Origin of the sequence: Enterobacter sp. NFIX59, assembly GCF_900113755.1 — a bacterium.
Taxonomy (GTDB): Bacteria; Pseudomonadota; Gammaproteobacteria; order Enterobacterales; family Enterobacteriaceae; genus Enterobacter; species Enterobacter pseudoroggenkampii.
Window position 1 is genome coordinate 1 of the sequence record NZ_FOQN01000011.1, and the last position, 19589, is coordinate 19589.

The window sequence follows — 19589 nt, forward strand, 5'->3', positions numbered from 1 at the left end:
TCGATTCGAGCGTAGCGAGAAAGCGTTGCCGAAGGCAACGACCCGAAGGGCGAGGCGCATCGCGCCGAGTCATCCTTCCCCCACCACCATCACTTTCCCAACATAAAAAACCGAGTCCGCCTTTGTAGGCCGGGTAAGGCGCAGCCGCCACCCGGCGACAGAAACCTACATCGGCGGCAAACGACGCTTCACCGGCGAGCTCTTCACAATCGACGTATTACACTGGGCATGTTCTGCCAGGCCGTCCAGCAGCGCATCAAGCTGTTCGATTGACCGCACCACCAGCCTAATCACAAAGCAATCTTCCCCGGTGACTTTGTCGCTCTCAATACACTCCGGCATCGCCTGAATGTACTTATCCACCTTATGCAACAGCCCCGGCAAAGGCCGCACGCGCACCAGCGCCTGCAGCGTATACCCCAGCGCCGCCAGATTCACCCGCGCACCATAACCCTGAATCACACCCCGTTCTTCCAGCCTCTTCAGGCGTTCTGCCGTGCTGGGGGACGTCAGACCGATGCGGCCGCTGAGCACCTTCAACGACATGCGCGCATCCTCAACCAGGCAGGCTAAAATTTGTCGGTCGATATCATCGATAAGGCATTCCATTCTTTTCACCTAATTTTAAAAAGTCATTTACCTTTTCAACCTTATATCACCCCTGTAAAACCCGACAGCGATTTTCGACAATAGCGTCATTAATCAGGAGGTGGATGATGCGTGATTTACATAAAGGCGTCTGGCAAATGAGCCTGGCGATGTTAATTTCCGGCTCTATCGGCGCGTTTGTTTTGCTCACCGGTCTGCCGGTGACGGAAGTGGTGTTCTGGCGCTGTCTTATCGGGGCTATGGCGCTTTTTATTTTTATCCGGGTAAGTCAAAAACCCTTCAGTCCTCTCACCCGCACCACGCTGCTGCTGGCTATTCTCGGCGGCGCGGCATTAGTGGTGAACTGGCTGCTGCTCTTCGCCGCCTATGAGCGGATCTCGATTGGCCTTTCGACCGTGGTCTATAACACCCAGCCGTTTATGCTGGTACTGATGGGGATGTTTTTAGGTGAACGCGTCAGCCTGGTGAAATGGGGCTGGCTGTTCCTCGCCTTTGGCGGCGTGGTGATACTGCTCTCCAGCGAGCTGACCGGCGCGCATGGCGGTGAATGGCTCGCCGGAATCGGTCTGGCCATGGCCGCGGCCTTCTTCTATGCGGTCACGGCCATGATTGCCCGCAAGCTCAGATCCGTTGCGCCGCAGCATATTGCCTTTATCCAGGTGCTGACGGGCGTCGTGATGCTTTTGCCGTTTGCCCATATGCCGTCATTTTCCGGTGATTTCCCCTGGCCGATCCTGCTGACGCTGGGCATTGTCCATACCGGCATTATGTACCAGCTGCTCTACAGTGCAATTCAGAAGCTGCCGACGCCTATAACCGGCTCCCTGTCGTTTATCTATCCGGTGGTGGCCATTGTTGTTGATAATCTGGTGTTCGGATACGCGCTGAACCTGACGCAGCTGGCGGGCGGCGCGCTGATCCTGTTTGCTGCCGCTGGGAACAACCTGGGCTGGGGCGAAAAAAAACCCCGCGAGTGCGGGGTTGGTATCAAAACGGCAAATTAGCGACGGGCGCGTACTATCTGGTATTTGCGCGTCAGGTACTCCACCGGCGCGCTCCAGATATGCACCAGGCGGGAGAACGGGAACAGCACAAACAGCGTCATCCCCAGCACCAGGTGAACGCGGAAGATAAACGCCACGCCGTCCAGGTGCGCGGAGGCTCCGCCGTGGAAGGTCACCACGGACTGTGCCCAGCCCACCAGCTTCATCATTTCGCTCCCGTCCATATGCTGCGCCGAGAACGGAATGGTCAACAGACCCAGCGCACACTGCACCATCAGCAGGGAGAGGATCAGGATGTCCGCTGCAGTCGTGGTCGCACGCACGCGAGGGCTAAACAGACGACGTTTCAGCAGCAGCAGGCCACCGACCAGAGTCATCACCCCGCAGGCACCGCCCGCGATCATCGCCATCTTCTGCTTCACCTCAATCGGTAGCCACGCTTCATACATCCAGTGCGGCGTCAGCATTCCCAGGAAGTGGCCGGCAAAAATCCCCAGAATACCGATGTGGAACAGGTTAGAGCCCACATGCATTCCCTTACGATCCAGCATCTGGCTGGAGGCAGCACGCCAGGTGTACTGCCCGTAGTCGTAACGCAGCCAGCTTCCCACCAGGAACACGGTGCCCGCGATATACGGGTAAATGTCAAAGAAGAACATATTCAGGAAGTGCATTAGTGCCGTCCTCCGTTAGAGATATTCAAATATTGCGGGGCAACCGCGCCGGCAAAACGACGCTGGTGAGCGGAGATTTCAGACTCGCCGCAGTTCTGGTCAGCAAAGAATTTCACCTGCTCTTCTTCCCAGACCGCATCCAGCGCTTGTGGCGTATCATCGCGGGCTTCATCCGCAATTTTCTCCGCCACTTTTTCACGGTCGACCGCGGCGTTGGCCAGCTTCACCAGCAGATCGAGCAGAACCGCATAGCGGCTCTCGCGCTGCTGAAGACGCGCGCCGAGCAGCGCCAGGATCGGCGCGATGTCCTGCAGACCGCCCAGCGCCTCTTCTTTCGGCAGCTGCGCCAGGTACTCCAGATACAGCGGCAGATGATCCGGCAGCTCGCGGCTGTCGAGCTGCAGGCCGTGCTGTTCATACTGGGCCATCAGATCCACCATCGCCTGACCGCGGTCGCGGGATTCACCGTGCACGTGTTCAAACAGCAGCAGGGACGTTGCACGACCACGGTCAAACAGCTGGCTGTAGTCCGACTGGGCATCCAGAAGGTCGCGCGCAAGCAGGTCGCGGAGGAAAACACCCAGCTTCTGGGCATCGTCCTTATCCAGGTTTTCAGATGACGCGAGTGCATCAAAGAGTTCCTGCTGATGCTGCGCAAGCGCAGCATCCGGATACTCGAGCAGACGCGAAACAATGACGAGTTCAATCATTGGTGCGGCTCCGTTTTGCTGGTCACATCCATGGCATCAATGCGGCGGCTGTTGAACAGGTTGAATTTGCTGTCTGACCCGTGGCAACCGTCGCCAAAGGTAAAGCCACAGCCATTTTTTTCCGGGAAGGCTTCGCGGGCCAGCTCACGGTGGCTGCTCGGCACCACAAAACGGTCTTCGTAGTTAGCGATCGCCAGATAGCGGTACATCTCCTGCGCCTGCGCTTCGGTCAGACCGACCTCTTCCAGCGCGCGGGTATCGGTTACGCCATCCACAGTTTCGGCACGCTTGAAGTGGCGCATCGCCAGCATACGCTTCAGCGCCAGCAGGACCGGCTGGGTATCGCCTGCGGTCAGCAGGTTTGCCAGATACTGAACCGGGATACGCAGGCTCTCCACGTCCGGCAGGATGCCGTTGCTGCCCAGCTCACCCGCGTCAGCCGCAGACTGAATCGGCGACAGCGGCGGCACGTACCAGACCATCGGCAGGGTGCGGTATTCCGGATGCAGCGGCAGGGCCAGCTTCCAGTCCATCGCCATTTTGTACACCGGCGACTGCTGCGCGGCGTCAATCACGCTCTGCGGGATGCCGTCCTTCAGCGCCTGCTCAATCACCTTCGGATCGTTCGGATCGAGGAACACGTCCAGCTGACGCTGATAGAGATCTTTCTCGTGCTCGGTGCTGGCTGCGTTTTCAATCGCGTCCGCGTCGTACAGCAGCACGCCGAGGTAGCGAATACGGCCTACGCAGCTTTCGGAGCAGACGGTTGGCATCCCGGCTTCAATACGCGGATAACAGAAGATGCACTTCTCGGATTTGCCGCTCTTCCAGTTGAAGTAGATCTTTTTGTACGGGCAGCCGGTGATGCACATACGCCAGCCGCGGCACTTGTCCTGGTCGATCAGCACGATGCCGTCTTCTTCACGCTTGTAGATGGCGCCGCTCGGGCAGGTCGCCACGCACGCCGGGTTGAGGCAGTGCTCGCACAGGCGCGGCAGATACATCATGAAGGTATTTTCGAACTGGCCGTACATCGCCTTCTGCATGTTCTCGAAGTTCTGGTCTTTGGCGCGTTTCTCGAACTCGCCGCCCAGAATCTCTTCCCAGTTTGGACCGCTGGTAATTTTGTCCATGCGCTGGCCGGTGATCAGCGAGCGAGGACGGGCGATCGGCTGGTGTTTGCCTTCCGGCGCGTTGTGCAATTTCTGGTAGTCGTAATCAAACGGCTCGTAGTAATCATCGATGCCCGGCAGATGCGGGTTAGCGAAGATTTTTCCCAGAAGCCAAGCGCGGTTACCCATGCGCGGCTGCAGCTTGCCGTTGATTTTACGGATCCAGCCGCCCTTCCACTTCTCCTGGTTTTCCCAGTCGGTCGGGAAGCCGGTGCCCGGCTTGCTTTCGACGTTGTTGAACCAGGCGTATTCCATACCTTCACGGCTGGTCCAGACGTTTTTACAGGTGACCGAGCAGGTATGGCAGCCGATGCATTTATCCAGATTCAGCACCATGCCGACTTGTGAACGAATTTTCATTTTACGCTCTCCTGTACCTGGTCATTACCTTCGCCGTCTAACCAGTTAATATTCTTCATCTTACGTACCACCACGAACTCATCGCGGTTCGATCCTACGGTGCCGTAGTAGTTAAAGCCGTAGGCCAGCTGCGCATAGCCACCGATCATGTGGGTCGGCTTCGGCGTAATGCGGGTCACGGAGTTGTGGATCCCGCCGCGCTGCTCGGTGATCTCTGACCCCGGCAGGTTAACGATACGTTCCTGCGCGTGGTACATCATGGTCATCCCGGCCGGTACGCGCTGGCTCACCACCGCACGCGCCGTCAGGGCACCGTTACTGTTGAACACTTCGATCCAGTCGTTATCTTCAATACCCAGATCTTTGGCATCCGTTTCGCTCATCCAGACAATCGGGCCGCCGCGCGACAGGGTCAGCATCAGCAGGTTGTCGCTGTAGGTGGAGTGAATACCCCACTTCTGGTGCGGCGTCAGGAAGTTCAGCGCCTTCTCAGGGTTACCGTTCGATTTCGCGCCCATCACGGCTTTCACGGAGCGGGTGTCGATTGGCGGACGGTACACCAGCAGGCTTTCACCGAAGTCGCGCATCCACTGGTGATCCTGATACAGCGACTGGCGGCCTGACAGGGTACGCCATGGGATCAGCTCGTGAACGTTGGTATAGCCCGCGTTATAGGACACATGCTCGTCTTCCAGGCCTGACCAGGTCGGGCTGGAGATAATCTTGCGCGGCTGGGCCTGAATATCGCGGAAGCGGATTTTCTCTTCCTCTTTATTCGTCGCCAGGTGGGTATGGTCGCGACCGGTGAACTCGCTCAGGGCCGCCCAGGCCTTCACCGCGACGTGGCCGTTGGTTTCCGGGGCCAGGGTCAGGATCATCTCTGCGGCATCAATCGCCGTGTTGAGCATTGGCTGGCCTTTGGCCGGACCGTCCGCTTTGGTGTAGTTAAGCTTGCGCAGCAGATCCATTTCGCTCTGGGTGTTCCAGGCGATCCCTTTACCGCCGTTGCCGATCTTCTCCATCAGCGGGCCGATAGAGGTAAAGCGCTCGTAGGTTGCCGGGTAGTCGCGTTCAACCGGAATAATGTGCGGCGCGGTCACGCCCGGGATCAGGTCGCACTCGCCTTTTTTCCAGTCCTTCACGTCCAGCGGCTGCGCCAGTTCGGCGGCGGAGTCGTGCTGGATTGGCAGCGTCACCACGTCGGTCTCTTTGCCGAGGTGCCCCACGCAGACTTCGGAGAATGTCTTCGCGATGTCTTTGTAGATTTCCCAGTCGCTTTTCGATTCCCACGCCGGGTCAACGGCCGCAGACAGCGGATGAATAAACGGATGCATATCCGAGGTATTCATGTCGTCTTTTTCGTACCAGGTGGCGGTAGGCAGCACGATGTCGGAGTACAGGCAGGTGCTGGACAGGCGGAAGTCGAGGGTGACCACCAGATCCAGCTTGCCGTCGAGACCGTTGTCTTTCCACTCCACCTCTTCCGGCTTCACGCCGCCCTGCTTGCCGAGATCTTTCCCCTGGATACCGTTTTCGGTACCGAGCAGGTATTTCAGCATGTACTCGTGGCCTTTACCGGACGAGCCCAGCAGGTTGGAGCGCCAGATAAACAGGTTACGCGGATGGTTTTTACCGTTCTCCGGCTGTTCCGCCGCGAAGCGAATTGAGCCGTCCTTCAGGGATTGCACGGTGTAATCCACCGGTGACATGCCTGCCTGCTTTGCCGCTTCCGCAATGCGCAGCGGGTTCGTGCCCAGCTGCGGCGCCGACGGCAGCCAGCCCATGCGCTCAGCGCGCACGTTGAAGTCAATCAGATGGCCGCTGTAGCGGGATTTATCCGCCATTGGCGACAGCAACTCCTGCGCGGTGACCGTCTCGTAGCGCCACTGGCTGGAGTGGTTATAGAAGTACGAGGTGCTGTTCATGTGGCGTGCCGGACGCTGCCAGTCGAGGGCAAACGCCAGCGGCTGCCAGCCGGTCTGCGGACGCAGTTTTTCCTGGCCCACGTAGTGCGCCCAGCCGCCGCCGCTCTGGCCGACGCAGCCGCAGAAGATCAGCATGTTGATCAGGCCACGGTAGTTCATATCGAGGTGATACCAGTGGTTCAGACCCGCACCGACGATGATCATGGAGCGACCGTGGGTCTTGTCGGCGTTATCCGCAAACTCGCGGGCGATACGCACGATCTGCGCGCGTGGAACGCCGGTGATTTGCTCTGCCCATGCCGGGGTGTAGGCTTTCACATCGTCATAGCCGGTGGCGCAGTTTTCATCGCCCAGACCACGTTCCAGGCCGTAGTTCGCCATGGTCAGGTCATAGACGGTGGTGACCAGCGCGGTAGTCCCGTCGGCCAGCTGCAGGCGTTTCACCGGCAGCTTGTGCATCAGTACGTTTTTCAGTTCAACCTTGTTGAAGTGCTCGGAACCTTCACCGCCGAAGTACGGGAAGCCCACCTCGGCGATCTCGTCCTGGCTACCCAGCATGCTCAGGCGCAGTTCCGTCTCTTCACCGGTCGTGCCGTTACGCTGCTCAAGGTTCCACTTGCCCTTCTCGCCCCAGCGGAAGCCGATAGAGCCGTTTGGCGCCACCAGCTCGCCGTTGCTGTTATAGGCAACGGTTTTCCACTCTGGGTTATTTTCCTGGCCCAGCGCGTCCACCAGATCGGCGGCGCGCAGCGTACGGCCTGCTGCGTAGTAGCCGTCACGCTCTTCGAGCATCACCAGCATCGGCATGTCGGTGTAGCGACGGACGTAGTCGGTGAAGTACTGGCTTGGTTTATCCAGATGGAACTCGCGCAGCATGACGTGGCCCATCGCCATCGCCATCGCCGCATCGGTACCCTGCTTCGGTGCCAGCCACAGATCGCACAGCTTGGCGATTTCGGCGTAGTCCGGGGTGACCGCCACGGTTTTGGTGCCTTTATAACGGACTTCGGTAAAGAAGTGCGCGTCCGGCGTACGGGTCTGCGGCACGTTAGAGCCCCAGGCGATGATGTAGCTGGAGTTGTACCAGTCCGCGGATTCCGGCACGTCGGTCTGCTCGCCCCAGGTCTGCGGAGACGCCGGCGGCAGGTCGCAGTACCAGTCGTAGAAGCTCAGGCAGGTACCACCGATTAAGGAGAGATAGCGCGCGCCGGAGGCATAAGAGACCATCGACATCGCCGGGATCGGCGAGAAGCCCGCCACGCGGTCAGGACCGTAGGTTTTCACGGTGTAGACGTTGGAGGCGGCAATCAGCTCGTTCACCTCTTTCCAGGAGGAACGCACAAAGCCGCCGCGGCCGCGAGCCTGCTTGAAGCTTTTCGCTTTATCCGCGTCTTCAATGATAGAGGCCCAGGCATCCACCGGATCGCTGTGTTGCACTTTCGCTTCACGCCACATTTTCATCAGGCGCTTGCGCATCAGGGGGTATTTCAGACGGTTCGCGCTGTAGAGATACCAGGAGTAGCTGGCGCCACGCGGGCAGCCGCGCGGTTCGTGGTTCGGCATATCCGGGCGGGTGCGAGGATAGTCGGTCTGCTGCATTTCCCAGGTCACCAGACCGTTTTTAACGAAAATCTTCCAGCTACATGAGCCAGTGCAGTTCACGCCGTGGGTCGAACGGACGACTTTGTCATGCTGCCAGCGCTGGCGGTAACCGTCTTCCCAGTCCCGGTTGGTATCCAGAACCTGGCCGTGCCCATCGGCAAACGTTTCACCCTTCTGCTTGAAGTAGCGAAACCGGTCCAAAAATTTGCTCATCGGGTATCTCCTGTGTGGAGCCTGTGGCTCTCTAAATCGACATTGCTGATTTGCAGCGAAGGTAACGCCCTGAAAGAGGGGGAGAATTGATAACGATCAAGACGAGGAGGGACTTTCAGGCGAGGGATTACACCGAATACCACCAAAGCGGTATCGTTTAAGATTTTATATCCTAATGAAATATATCGTTATTTTTATTTTATCGTACAAACCGCCAGGCAAAATTTAACCTCTCAGGTATTAAGGGGTAGAGCGCCCTGTAAAGCGATGGCGATCACAGTGCTGCCTGCGGATTTCCTCTGCATGGCAACCAGTATGTTGTAACTATTTTGACGCCAAAAAAAACGCGGCCCGAAGGCCGCGTAAACGGATAATCATACTTACTTATTTTTCTTGGTATTACGGCCATATACCAGCCACGTAATCACGACGCAGGCGATATAGAAGACGAGGAAGACTTTCATGGCACCGGCCGGAGAGCCAGTCAGGTCCAGAGAGATACCGAACGCTTTCGGGATAAAGAAGCCGCCAATCGCGCCGATGGCGGAGATAAAGCCCAGCGCCGCAGCCGTATCCGTCGCCGCTTCGCGCATGGCCTGTTCTTCGCTTCCGCCCTGCGCTTTTACGCGGTCCATGGTCAGCTTACGGAAGATCACGGAGATCATCTGGAAGGTGGACGCGCTCCCCAGCCCGGCCGTCAGGAACAGCACCATAAACACGCCGAAGAAGGCGATGAAGTTACCGCCCTGTCCGTCGGCCGGCAGCGTGAGGAACAGCAACGCACAGAAGACCGCCATCACGACGAAGTTAACCAGCGTCACCCGGGTACCGCCCAGACGGTCAGACACCATGCCACCCAGCGAGCGAGCAAGGGCGCCAATAAATGGGCCGAAGAAGGCGAATTGCAGGATCTGCACGTCCGGGAATTGCGTTTTCGACAGCATCGCGAAGCCCGCTGAGAAGCCGATAAACGAACCGAAAGTCGCCAGATACAGCAGCGCCATCACCCAGAGGTGTCCACGCTTCAGCACCGGCAGCTGTTCGCTCAGCGACGCCTTCGACGCGGACAGGTCATTCATAAAGAACCAGGCTGCGAGGGTGAAGACCACGAGGAACGGTACCCAGATCCAGGCTGCGTTTTGCAGATAGAGGGAAGAACCGTCCGCCTGCTCAACGCCACCGCCGCCAAAGGCTGCAAAAATGGAGACCGAGATCGCCAGGGGAGCGATCAGCTGCATCACGCTCACGCCCATATTGCCCAGACCGCCGTTAATCCCCAGCGCGCCGCCCTGCTTCGCTTTCGGGAAGAAGAAGCTGATGTTGGCCATACTGGAGGCGAAGTTCGCCCCGGCAAAGCCGCACAGCAGGGAGATAATCACGAACACGCTGAACGGCGTGGAGGTATCCTGCACCGCGAAGCCCAGCCACACGCAGGGGACGATCATGATGCCCGTACTGAATGCCGTCCAGCGACGGCCGCCAAAGACCGGCACCATAAACGCGTAAGGGACGCGCAGCAGCGCGCCTGACAGCGACGGCAGCGCGGTCAGCATAAACAGCTGATCGGTCGTGAACGTAAAGCCGACTTTAGGCAGGTTTACTGCCACCGCGCTAAACAACATCCATACGCAAAACGCTAATAACAAACACGGCACGGAAATCCACAGATTTCGGCTTGCTACACGATGGCCGCGCTGTTGCCAGAACGCCGGATCCTCTGGACGCCAGTCAGTAATAACGGCACCATTTTCCCTTTCGGGAGCGGATGAGTGACTCATAGACACCTCTGATTCTCGAATGATGCTGCAAACATTAGGGTTTTAGGGCGGCGGTAAGTTGATATAAATCAAAGGAAAAGTGGGAGGATTTGCGGCACAAAAAAAGGTGTTATCCTTAGTGAGTAGGCTAATTCGGTAAAAAAGACGTGGTTTTTCACGGCACTGACGATTCCCTGTAACGCCCACCTCTTGCCCCCTACTCCGTTGGCAATTTAGGGGTAATCCTTTATTGGTATGGGTATACTCCAGGGTATGCACCAGAATAGCGCCATTCCTGCAAGCAGGCCACGTCAGGAGCACGCCCACTCAATGTTAAAAAGATGCTTATCTCCGCTAACGCTCGTGAATCAGCTCGCCCTGATTGTTTTGCTGTCCACCGCCATCGGCGTGACCGGCATGGCGATCTCCGGCTGGCTGGTACAAGGGGTACAGGGTAATGCGCATGCCATCAACGAGGCAGGCTCACTACGCATGCAGAGTTATCGCCTGCTGGCGGCGGTTCCCCTGACGCAGGACGATCGGCCTTTAATCGATGAAATGGAGCGCACAGCGTTCAGCCCCGAGCTGGAAAACGCCGCCATCCGCGCCGGCCAGCAGTCCCAGTTGAAAGCCCTTCAGGGGTACTGGCACACCCAGCTGCAGCCCGGCCTGAAACAGGCGCGCAGTACAGAAGCCGTTGCCCAGGACGTGGCGGGGTTTGTCTCCCGCATTGATGCGCTGGTCTCCGCTTTTGATCAGACGACCGAATTACGCATCGACCGGGTGGTGATGGTACACCGGGCCATGGCGCTGTTTATGGGGCTGCTGCTGATCTTCACCATCGTCTGGCTCCGCGCGCGGCTGTTAAATCCCTGGAAACAGCTGCTGGCGATGGCCCGCGCGGTGACCGCACGCGATTTTACCCAGCGCACGCACATCAGCGGGCGCAACGAGATGGCCATGCTCGGCCAGGCACTCAATACCATGTCGGCAGAGCTCTCCGAGAGCTACGCGGTGCTGGAACAACGCGTTCAGGAAAAAACGGCCGGGCTGGAGCAGAAAAACGAGATCCTCTCCTTCCTCTGGCAGGCCAACCGTCGGCTGCACATGCAGGTGCCGTTGTGTGAACGTCTTTCGCCGGTGCTGAACGGCCTGCAAAATCTGACCCTGCTGCGCGACCTGGAGCTGCGGGTCTACGATGTGGAAGACGAAGAGAACCACCAGGAATTTACCTGTCAGTCCGATATGTCCTGCGATGACAAAGGCTGCCATCTTTGCCCTCGCGGCCTGCCGCCGCTGACGACCGGCGGCACCACCCTGAAGTGGCGCCTGACGGACAGCCACACTCAGTACGGTATTCTGCTGGCAACACTGCCAGCCGGGCGTCACCTCAGCCACGACCAGCAGCAGCTGGTGGATACACTGGTTGAACAGCTGACGGCCACGCTGGCGCTCGACAGGCATCAGGAAAAACAGCAGCAGCTGATCGTCATGGAAGAGCGCGCGACCATTGCCCGCGAGCTTCACGACTCTATCGCCCAGTCGCTCTCCTGTATGAAAATGCAGGTGAGCTGCCTGCAGATGCAGGATGCGGAGATGCCCGAAAGCAACAAGCAGCTGCTCAGCCAGATCCGCAACGAACTGAACACCTCCTGGGTGCAGCTGCGCGAGCTGCTGACCACCTTCCGCCTGCAGCTGACCGAGCCGGGCCTGCGCCCGGCGCTGGAAGCCAGCTGTCACGAATTTAGCGCCCGGCTGGGGTTCCCGGTGAAGCTGGATTACCAGCTGCCGCCGCGGTTTGTCCCCTCCCATCAGGCCATCCATCTACTGCAGATCGCCCGCGAAGCGCTGAGCAACGTGCTTAAACACGCTGACGCGACGGCGGTCACGGTCACCGTCAGCCAGCACGATAATCAGGTCAAACTGACGGTTCACGATAACGGCCGCGGCGTGCCGGAAAATGCCGAACGCACTAACCATTATGGTTTAATCATTATGCGAGACCGCGCCCAAAGCCTGCGCGGTGATTGCCAGGTTCGCCGGAGAGAGACGGGCGGCACGGAAGTTGTCGTCACCTTTATTCCCGAGAAACCGCTCACAACTGTTCAAGGAGAAACCCATGACTAATCAGGAACCGGCATCCATCCTGTTGATCGACGACCATCCGATGCTGCGTACTGGCGTGAAACAGCTGGTCAGCATGGCACCCGATATCACCGTGGTGGGCGAAGCCAGCAACGGTGAACAGGGCATTGAGCTTGCCGAATCTCTCGATCCCGATCTGATCCTGCTCGATCTGAATATGCCCGGCATGAACGGTCTGGAGACCCTCGACAAGCTGCGGGAAAAATCGCTTTCCGGGCGCATCGTCGTCTTTAGCGTGTCGAACCATGAGGAGGACGTAGTCACGGCGCTGAAGCGCGGGGCAGATGGCTATCTGCTGAAGGATATGGAGCCGGAAGACTTGCTTAAGGCGCTACAGCAGGCGGCGGCGGGCGAAATGGTGCTCAGCGAAGCCTTAACGCCGGTTCTGGCCGCCAGCCTGCGCGCCAACCGCGCCACCTCTGACCGTGACGTCAGCCAGTTAACCCCGCGCGAGCGCGATATTCTCAAACTCATTGCCCAGGGGCTGCCGAACAAAATGATCGCCCGCCGTCTGGATATCACCGAAAGCACGGTCAAAGTACACGTGAAGCATATGCTGAAGAAAATGAAGCTAAAATCCCGCGTTGAAGCCGCCGTGTGGGTGCATCAGGAACGCATTTTTTAAGGACTACTCATCCGGCAGCAGCTTCCAGCGCGGATCGTCGTCAGGCAATGCGACCAGCGGCTGCACCACGGCAAGCGTGATCTCATTGGACGAGACGCGCTGGCCTTTCTCATCTTCCACCACCGCCGACAGGTGCCAGCGGTTTGTCGCCCCTTCCCGGTCATCCCAGGCAGGGATAATCACGCTCCAGCCGTCGCTGCTGTTGCTTTTCGCCGGTGACGTCAGGCTCAATGCCTGCGTATCCCCCTGCCAGTGGATCTGACGAATACCGTTCGTGCTGCGAACCTGTAGCTTCAGCATAACGGTCTCGCCTCCTTTCAGATCCCACGGCGGCGTGGCCAGCCAGACGGACAGCGTTTTACGCTGGCGGAACTCTATCACCGGCAGGCTGGTGCGCTCCGGTGAGTCATAGCGGCTGCCGCGCAGGGAGCGCGTGGCGGCGACTTCACCGGCGGATAGCTGCTTTGCCAGCGGCACGCCAAAGCGATAGTTGAGCTTCAGTCCGAGGTTATTCTGGCTCTCGCCGCTTTCGCCCTGCTTGTGCCCGGCGGTCAGCGTCACCAACGGAACGGGGGTATAGTTAAGCCCCAGATTGACCGCAACCGGGTTGTGGTAGCCGGTTCCGCTGTTGAACAGGTCGACGTTATCGCCAAAATATTGCTCAAAGCTGACGCTGGTATTCAAATGATGGAACCAGGGCAGCCAGGCTTTAGCGGTGACGTCATATCCGCGCGCCATGCGCTGCTCCTGAACGTCAGAGCGCTCGCGCCATCCGGCAAAGGGCTGATAATAGTTCGCTGACAGGCGCAGATTTTCCCCCCACGCTTCCGCCCCCAACCCGGCACGCTGCAGATTTTCATCCAGAAGATTATCGTAAAAAGTGTTGTAACCCAGCAGCCATTTCCCGGCGACCCAGCGCTGACCGATTCCAGCGTTACTGACCAGGCCATCCGTCTGCTGGGTCAGGCCAAGCTGGCTCCAGCTCAGGTAGCGGTTAGTATCGTTCCACGGGATAAACCAGCTCCCGCTGCTGCCGTTAAATTTGCCATCGTTATCCACCAGCAGGTTCACGCTGGCGTTTCCCCAGGGCGACAGCCAGGACTCAATCTGCTGGTTCACTTCCCCGCTTACCGCGTCGCGCACCTGACCAAAGGCAAACTGACGCGCCTGCTCGCCGGTCGTCAGGCCATTGTCGGTCATGCTGGCTTCACCAAAGGCTTTCACCATTTCGGCCAGATGCTTCTCCCCCTCGCCCGTTGGCGCCGCCAGGCCGAGGTCGGGCAGACTGTCCCCGTTATTATCAAAGGGGTGCTGTGCCTGATGCATAAAGGAATTCGGCGCACCGTGAACGGCTCCGGCCGACAAAAGGGAGAGTAATAGCAGAGAACGAATGCGAGACGATACAGCCATCAACGTCGGGTTTAGCGCCTGGATTTTTGTAAAATACGTCTTACCTTAACGCTATTAAGAAAGAATTGCAGCCTTACGGGAAATTTCAGGAATATCCTGAAGTTTATTGACGGCTGCAGGCAGCGTAAACTCGGTAAACCCTATATTATTCGTGCCTTTATAAGAACAGGAGTCAACATGCAAAAGATTGTTATCGTCGCCAACGGTGCGGCCTACGGGAGTGAATCCCTTTTTAACAGCCTGCGCCTGGCCATTGCGCTGCGTGAAAAAGAGAGCGACCTGGCGTTACGCCTCTTTTTAATGTCCGACGCGGTCACCGCCGGGCTGAAGGGACAAAAACCGGCCGAGGGTTATAACATTCAGCAGATGCTGGAGATCCTGACCGCGCAAAACGTGCCGGTGAAATTGTGCAAGACCTGCACCGACGGCCGCGGCATTACCGGACTTCCGCTGATTGATGGCGTAGAAATTGGTACGCTGGTTGAGCTGGCCGAGTGGACGCTGTCCGCAGATAAAGTATTAACTTTTTAATAATAAACCCGTAAAAATATTATTTTCTTATGGACGCGGTTTCAGCATCAAGTTTACCTGCTGGCTTGCCGATAGGCATGGAAACAACACAGCAGGTATTTCACTTATGTTCAGATCGATTCGTGCACGCATCATCGCGGCGACGGCAGGCTGTCTGGTCGTCGCCCTTCTCCTCAACACCGTTATTAACTTCCAGGTCACACGCCAGGATAACCAGCAGTCACAGCGCGATATCCTGACCAGCACCAGCGCCAGCCATAACATGGCGATTGCCGACTGGGTCAAAAGCAAGATGACGGTGATCGCCTCCGCGCAGACCGTCGCACTGAGTGACGATCCGGTTCCGGTGTTTAAACAGCTTGCACAGGCGGGTGGATTCACCAACGTTTATGTCGGCTACGCCAGCAAAACGGCGAAATTCTCTGAACCGGCGGGCGTTCCGGCGGATTATGACCCGACCATTCGCCCGTGGTATCAGCAGGTGGTCAGTACGGACGGTCCGGTTGTCACCGCGCCCTACGTTGACGCGGGGACCGGTAAACTGGTGGTGACCTTCGCCGTGCCGGTGAAAGAGAATGGCACACTGAAAGCGGTAGTGGCGGGCGATGTGGCCATGGACAGCGTGGTGGCGAACGTACGCGGGATCCATCCAACCCCGGCCAGCAGCGGGTTGCTTCTGAACAGTGACGGCAGCGTGATTGCCGCTAACGATCCGGCTCTGACGCTTAAACCGTTTGCTGAGACCATCAAAGGCATCGATTTTGCTGCGCTGAAAAGCGGTAACCCGGTTGACGGCACGCTGAACGATGCTGAAAAAACCTTCGTGGCGACAGCCGTGCCGGGCACAAACTGGCTGCTAGTCGTCGCCCTCGACAACGGCGACGCCACCTCCGGCATGCGTTCCCTGCTTAAAGCATCGGCGATTTCGCTGGTGATCCTGGCACTGCTGAGCGCGGCCATTGTTCACCTCCTGATTGCCCGCCTGCTGAAGCGTCTGTCCGACATTCGCGACGCGATGCACAACATTGCCAACGGGACTAACGATCTGTCGCAGCGTCTGCCGGACAGCGGCGAGGACGAGGTGGCGCAGATTGCGCAGGCCTTTAACGCCTTCAGCGATAAGCTGTCGGTGGTGATGGTGCAGCTCCGTGATGCCAGTGAATCGGTGAAAAACGCCGCCCAGGAGATTGCGGCGGGTAACCAGGATCTCTCCGGACGTACCGAGCAGGCGGCGTCCAGCCTGCGCGAGACGGCCAGCGCCGTGGAGCAGATCACCGCCTCCGTGACCCAATCGAACGAGTCGGCGGCAGAAGCGAACGACCAGGCGAGCAAGGCCTCAGCGGCCGCGGCGCGCGGCGGCGAGGTGGTATCCCAGGCGATCAGCACCATGCAGTCCATCGAAGTCGCATCGGCTAAAATTGGCGATATCACCAGCGTGATTGACGGCATCGCGTTCCAGACCAACATTCTGGCGCTGAACGCCTCCGTCGAGGCGGCCCGTGCCGGGGAGCAGGGTCGCGGGTTTGCCGTGGTGGCAGGCGAAGTGCGTAACCTGGCAAGCCGCAGCGCCCAGGCGGCGAAAGAGATCAAATCGCTGATCGATTCCACCACCGACAGCGTGGCCACCGGCTCCCGCTACGTGCATCTGGCCGGGGAAAGCATGGACGAGATCCGCTCCAGCATCGGCAGCGTCTCCGGCATCATGCGCGAAATCTCCATCGCCACCAGCGAGCAGATGAAAGGCATTCATGAGATCAATCATGCGGTGACCCATCTCGACAGGATGGTCCAGCAGAACGCCGAGCTGGTAGTGGAATCCGCCGCCGCCGCGGGTGCCCTGCAGAGCCAGGCTGGGGACCTTGCTGAAACCGCCGGCCATTTCCGCATTTAATTTTATTCCGGCGCGGGTTTACCGGGTAAAACCCGCGCCAGCTGAATGCTTTCAGGAATTTTGTCATTTTTGTTTAAACGTTATGCCATTTTTTGATCAAAATCATCATCCCTCGCCCCCCGCTTTGGTGTTATGCAATGAGTAATTTGTGAACAATATCACGCTCGGGATGGGCAAAATCGACGGGGTAAAAAAATGGCACTGGTAAAAACAAGTTTGAAGCTGTTTGGCGGGGATACGGTAGTGGTGCGTTGCTCAGAGCGCTGTCGTATTCACCTGATGAGTGCGAAAGCACATAAACAATCCCAGGCGGATATTCTCACCGTGCAGGATGATAAAGCGTGGCTTACCGTACCGTATACCGGCACGTGGGATGTGCTGATCGACAGCCACAGCCAGTCGCTGGAGCATTCCGTCAGCTACGTGGCTGCATAATAATAAACGCCCGGCGAGCCGGGCGTATCATCAGGCAAAGCCCGGTCGCAGCGTGCCGTTGAGCGGGTTCCTTTCCAGCAGAGCCTTCACCTTTACCACCAGCTCATTCAGACAATCGTCTTTCATGCCGAGGCGGGTCAGCTCCTGATCCAGGGAGAAGAGATATTGTGCATTGGTCCCCAGCGGTCCGCTGGCGGCAGCAATCAACGGGGCTATGACCTGCGTGCGGGTGTCCGCTTCATACAGCGGATGACGCGGGTCCATAATAAACACCAGCGCATTGACGGTGCGTCCGTCGTCCAGCTCCAGCTTGCACCAGCTCGGCATATAGCAGCCGGTGATCATCTCACGCTTCCAGAGCAGCGTAAGCTCCTCTTCCAGCGAGGCATCAGGAAGGCGATACGCCACGCCCGTGGTGCGCCCGCCCTCTTTCAGTGCAAGCATACGTCCCGGCTGGCACGCGCTGCCGCGTCCGGCCGTCAGACGCAGGCAAAATGCGCGATGCCAGCCAGGCAGCGTTCCCGTTGCCGATTCGACAAATTCCAGAGCCGGGTTCCACATCAGGGAACCGTAGCCAAAAATCCATACCGGGCCATCATCCGGGCGGCAGGCAAGCGTGGCAGCAAGTGACGCCGCACGTTGTTCAGCTGACCAGAGAAGCGATTCCTCAATAGCACCAAATGCCGTCTTACAATCTGCCTTCATTAAGAAATCACGCGTTAACACTTTACACCTCCGCCACTGCATGCTTCCTTGCGACATCTGTAATTCGCCTTCCCGGTATTATGTGCTGGTCATTTTGCCAGCAGTTAAATAACGATAAGCAATTAGCGGACCAGTTGCAATACAACGGCAGTTCAACCGCCTGAAAAGTCAAAATGAAGGCAGCGAATTATTTCACGGCTATTTCTTTTTATGCCATTTATCGTCGCCTCCTTTTTCATATTCATGTTTTACGGCGGACCAGGCGACTTTGTGTGCCGTCTCTTCACGGCTGGCATCATCCCGGCGATCGTCCTTATCTTTGTATTGATCCCAGGCGCTGTTAAACGCCTCTTTGTAGATATCCTGCGCGTGAGCGGGCAGCACGTTTTGCACGTTGTCTGGTAATTCGCGTTTCGTTTTATATGGCATCACTCACCTCTCTTTTGCTTAAAGAGATAAGTGTGGACGACGATATGGCAGCGTGCCACCCGGCCTTAATTTATGGTTTCAAACCAAATGTAATTTATTGTTATTTAATAAGTATTATATGAAAACAGTCAATTACATGAGTCAGGCATTAAATTTATGAAAAAGGGTAAAATTAAGTAAAAAATAAAGGGTATTTAACAGAGATCTGTTAGTTTAATGACCTCAAAAATCTATCTATAATTACAAGCACCTGCATTGATGGAGAAGCACATGACAGCAACACACGAGGCGGTAAAGACCCGCCACAAGGAGACGTCACTCATTTTCCCGGTTCTGGCACTGGCTGTGCTGCTCTTCTGGGGAAGCAGTCAGTCACTGCCAGTGGTGGTTGGTATCAATATTCTTGCCCTGGTCGGCATCTTAACCAGCGCATTTAGCGTCGTTCGCCATGCGGACGTCCTGGCCCACCGTCTGGGCGAGCCGTACGGATCGTTAATTCTCAGCCTTTCCGTCGTTATTCTCGAAGTCAGCCTGATTTCCGCGCTCATGGCGACCGGCGATGCCGCGCCGACGCTGATGCGCGACACGCTCTACTCTATCATTATGATTGTGACGGGCGGCCTGGTGGGCTTCTCTCTGCTGCTGGGCGGGCGCAAGTTCGCGACCCAGTATATGAACCTGTTCGGCATTAAACAGTATCTGATTGCCCTCTTCCCGCTGGCCATTATCGTGCTGGTCTTCCCGATGGCGCTGCCGGGCGCGAATTTCTCTACCGGTCAGGCACTGCTGGTCGCACTGATTTCCGCCGCCATGTACGGCGTGTTCCTGCTGATTCAGACCAAAACGCACCAGAGCCTGTTTGTTTATGAGCATGAAGACGACAGCGACGACGATGACCCGCACCACGGTAAGCCGTCGGCCCACAGCAGCGCGTGGCATACGGTTTGGCTGATCGTACATCTGATTGCGGTGATTGCCGTCACCAAGATGAACGCCAACCCGCTGGAAACGCTGTTAACCGAGCTGAACGCGCCGGTAGCGTTTACCGGCTTCCTGGTGGCGCTGCTGATCCTGTCTCCTGAAGGGCTGGGTGCGCTGAAAGCGGTGTTGAATAATCAGGTACAGCGCGCAATGAACCTGTTCTTCGGCTCCGTACTGGCGACAATATCACTTACCGTGCCGGTGGTGACGCTGATTGCCTTTATGACGGGCAACGAGCTGCAGTTTGCGCTGGGTGCGCCGGAAATGATTGTGATGGTGGCCTCGTTGCTGCTGTGCCAGATTTCGTTCTCCACCGGGCGTACCAACGTGCTGAACGGCGCGGCGCATATGGCGTTGTTTATTGCGTACTTAATGACGATTTTTGCGTAAGATTGATCCGGTGCGGCCTGA

16 protein-coding genes and 1 other RNA gene are annotated in these 19589 nt (G+C 57.6%); 8 read left to right on the forward strand and 9 right to left on the reverse strand.

What is annotated here, in order from left to right; genetic code table 11:
• Positions 1–89: non-coding RNA, RtT sRNA (locus tag BM007_RS21875), on the forward strand; the annotation flags it as partial.
• Between the two features lie 76 nt (positions 90–165).
• On the opposite strand, the gene BM007_RS21880 is transcribed toward BM007_RS21875, so the two are convergent.
• Positions 166–609: an Lrp/AsnC family transcriptional regulator gene (locus BM007_RS21880; RefSeq protein WP_024907089.1), complete on the reverse strand. Its 444-nt coding sequence runs from the start codon at positions 607–609 to the stop codon at positions 166–168.
• Between the two features lie 107 nt (positions 610–716).
• Here BM007_RS21880 and BM007_RS21885 point away from each other — a divergent pair, with 107 nt between their 5' ends.
• The gene (locus BM007_RS21885) at positions 717–1613 is read left to right on the forward strand and encodes a DMT family transporter (protein ID WP_090420972.1); all 897 of its coding nucleotides are present in this window, start codon (positions 717–719) and stop codon (positions 1611–1613) included.
• Here the strand turns inward: BM007_RS21885 and narI are convergent.
• From narI to BM007_RS21910, 5 genes are all read right to left on the reverse strand, one after another.
• Positions 1610–2287, reverse strand: a complete 678-nt coding sequence (gene narI, locus BM007_RS21890; RefSeq protein ID WP_023312107.1) for a respiratory nitrate reductase subunit gamma — start codon at positions 2285–2287, stop codon at positions 1610–1612. The genes BM007_RS21885 and narI overlap by 4 nt on opposite strands.
• Positions 2287–2997, reverse strand: a complete 711-nt coding sequence (gene narJ / locus BM007_RS21895) for a nitrate reductase molybdenum cofactor assembly chaperone (protein ID WP_090420975.1) — start codon at positions 2995–2997, stop codon at positions 2287–2289. The genes narI and narJ overlap by 1 nt, the downstream gene beginning before the upstream one ends.
• Positions 2994–4529 (reverse strand): nitrate reductase subunit beta, encoded by a 1536-nt coding sequence (gene narH, locus BM007_RS21900; protein ID WP_090420978.1) that lies wholly within the window; start codon positions 4527–4529, stop codon positions 2994–2996. The genes narJ and narH overlap by 4 nt, the downstream gene beginning before the upstream one ends.
• Positions 4526–8269 carry a nitrate reductase subunit alpha gene (locus BM007_RS21905; protein ID WP_090420982.1) on the reverse strand — a complete coding sequence of 1248 codons (3744 nt, stop codon included), beginning with the start codon at positions 8267–8269 and terminating at the stop codon, positions 4526–4528. The genes narH and BM007_RS21905 overlap by 4 nt, the downstream gene beginning before the upstream one ends.
• A 380-nt stretch (positions 8270–8649) precedes the next feature.
• Positions 8650–10047 carry a NarK family nitrate/nitrite MFS transporter gene (locus BM007_RS21910; RefSeq protein ID WP_014884177.1) on the reverse strand — a complete coding sequence of 466 codons (1398 nt, stop codon included), beginning with the start codon at positions 10045–10047 and terminating at the stop codon, positions 8650–8652.
• Between the two features lie 309 nt (positions 10048–10356).
• Between BM007_RS21910 and narX the strand changes: the two genes are divergently transcribed.
• Together narX and narL are read left to right on the forward strand one after the other, a co-directional pair.
• Positions 10357–12153, forward strand: a complete 1797-nt coding sequence (narX, locus tag BM007_RS21915) for a nitrate/nitrite two-component system sensor histidine kinase NarX (protein ID WP_090420984.1) — start codon at positions 10357–10359, stop codon at positions 12151–12153.
• The gene (gene narL / locus BM007_RS21920; RefSeq protein ID WP_008499531.1) at positions 12146–12796 is read left to right on the forward strand and encodes a two-component system response regulator NarL; all 651 of its coding nucleotides are present in this window, start codon (positions 12146–12148) and stop codon (positions 12794–12796) included. The genes narX and narL overlap by 8 nt, the downstream gene beginning before the upstream one ends.
• 3 nt (positions 12797–12799) lie before the next feature.
• Here narL and BM007_RS21925 read toward each other — a convergent pair whose 3' ends face one another.
• Positions 12800–14206 (reverse strand): YchO/YchP family invasin, encoded by a 1407-nt coding sequence (locus BM007_RS21925; RefSeq protein WP_090420987.1) that lies wholly within the window; start codon positions 14204–14206, stop codon positions 12800–12802.
• A gap of 177 nt (positions 14207–14383) precedes the next feature.
• Between BM007_RS21925 and BM007_RS21930 the strand changes: the two genes are divergently transcribed.
• The 3 genes from BM007_RS21930 (at position 14384) to BM007_RS21940 (ending at position 17063) form a co-directional block, all read left to right on the forward strand.
• Positions 14384–14737, forward strand: coding sequence for a DsrE/DsrF/TusD sulfur relay family protein (locus BM007_RS21930; RefSeq protein WP_008499522.1), 354 nt, complete (start codon positions 14384–14386; stop codon positions 14735–14737).
• 106 nt (positions 14738–14843) lie between these two features.
• Complete coding sequence (locus BM007_RS21935; RefSeq protein ID WP_048989615.1) at positions 14844–16628, forward strand: methyl-accepting chemotaxis protein; 1785 nt, start codon at positions 14844–14846, stop codon at positions 16626–16628.
• Positions 16629–16823: 195 nt separating this feature from the next.
• Positions 16824–17063 carry a DUF1883 domain-containing protein gene (locus BM007_RS21940; protein ID WP_024907074.1) on the forward strand — a complete coding sequence of 80 codons (240 nt, stop codon included), beginning with the start codon at positions 16824–16826 and terminating at the stop codon, positions 17061–17063.
• 30 nt (positions 17064–17093) lie between these two features.
• Here BM007_RS21940 and BM007_RS21945 read toward each other — a convergent pair whose 3' ends face one another.
• Together BM007_RS21945 and chaB are read right to left on the reverse strand one after the other, a co-directional pair.
• Complete coding sequence (locus tag BM007_RS21945) at positions 17094–17789, reverse strand: gamma-glutamylcyclotransferase (RefSeq protein WP_090420990.1); 696 nt, start codon at positions 17787–17789, stop codon at positions 17094–17096.
• A gap of 177 nt (positions 17790–17966) precedes the next feature.
• Positions 17967–18197, reverse strand: a complete 231-nt coding sequence (gene chaB, locus BM007_RS21950) for a putative cation transport regulator ChaB (protein WP_090420993.1) — start codon at positions 18195–18197, stop codon at positions 17967–17969.
• Between the two features lie 270 nt (positions 18198–18467).
• On the opposite strand from chaB, the gene chaA reads away from it, so the two are divergent.
• Positions 18468–19568: a sodium-potassium/proton antiporter ChaA gene (gene chaA / locus BM007_RS21955; protein WP_024907071.1), complete on the forward strand. Its 1101-nt coding sequence runs from the start codon at positions 18468–18470 to the stop codon at positions 19566–19568.
• Positions 19569–19589 lie beyond the last annotated feature (21 nt).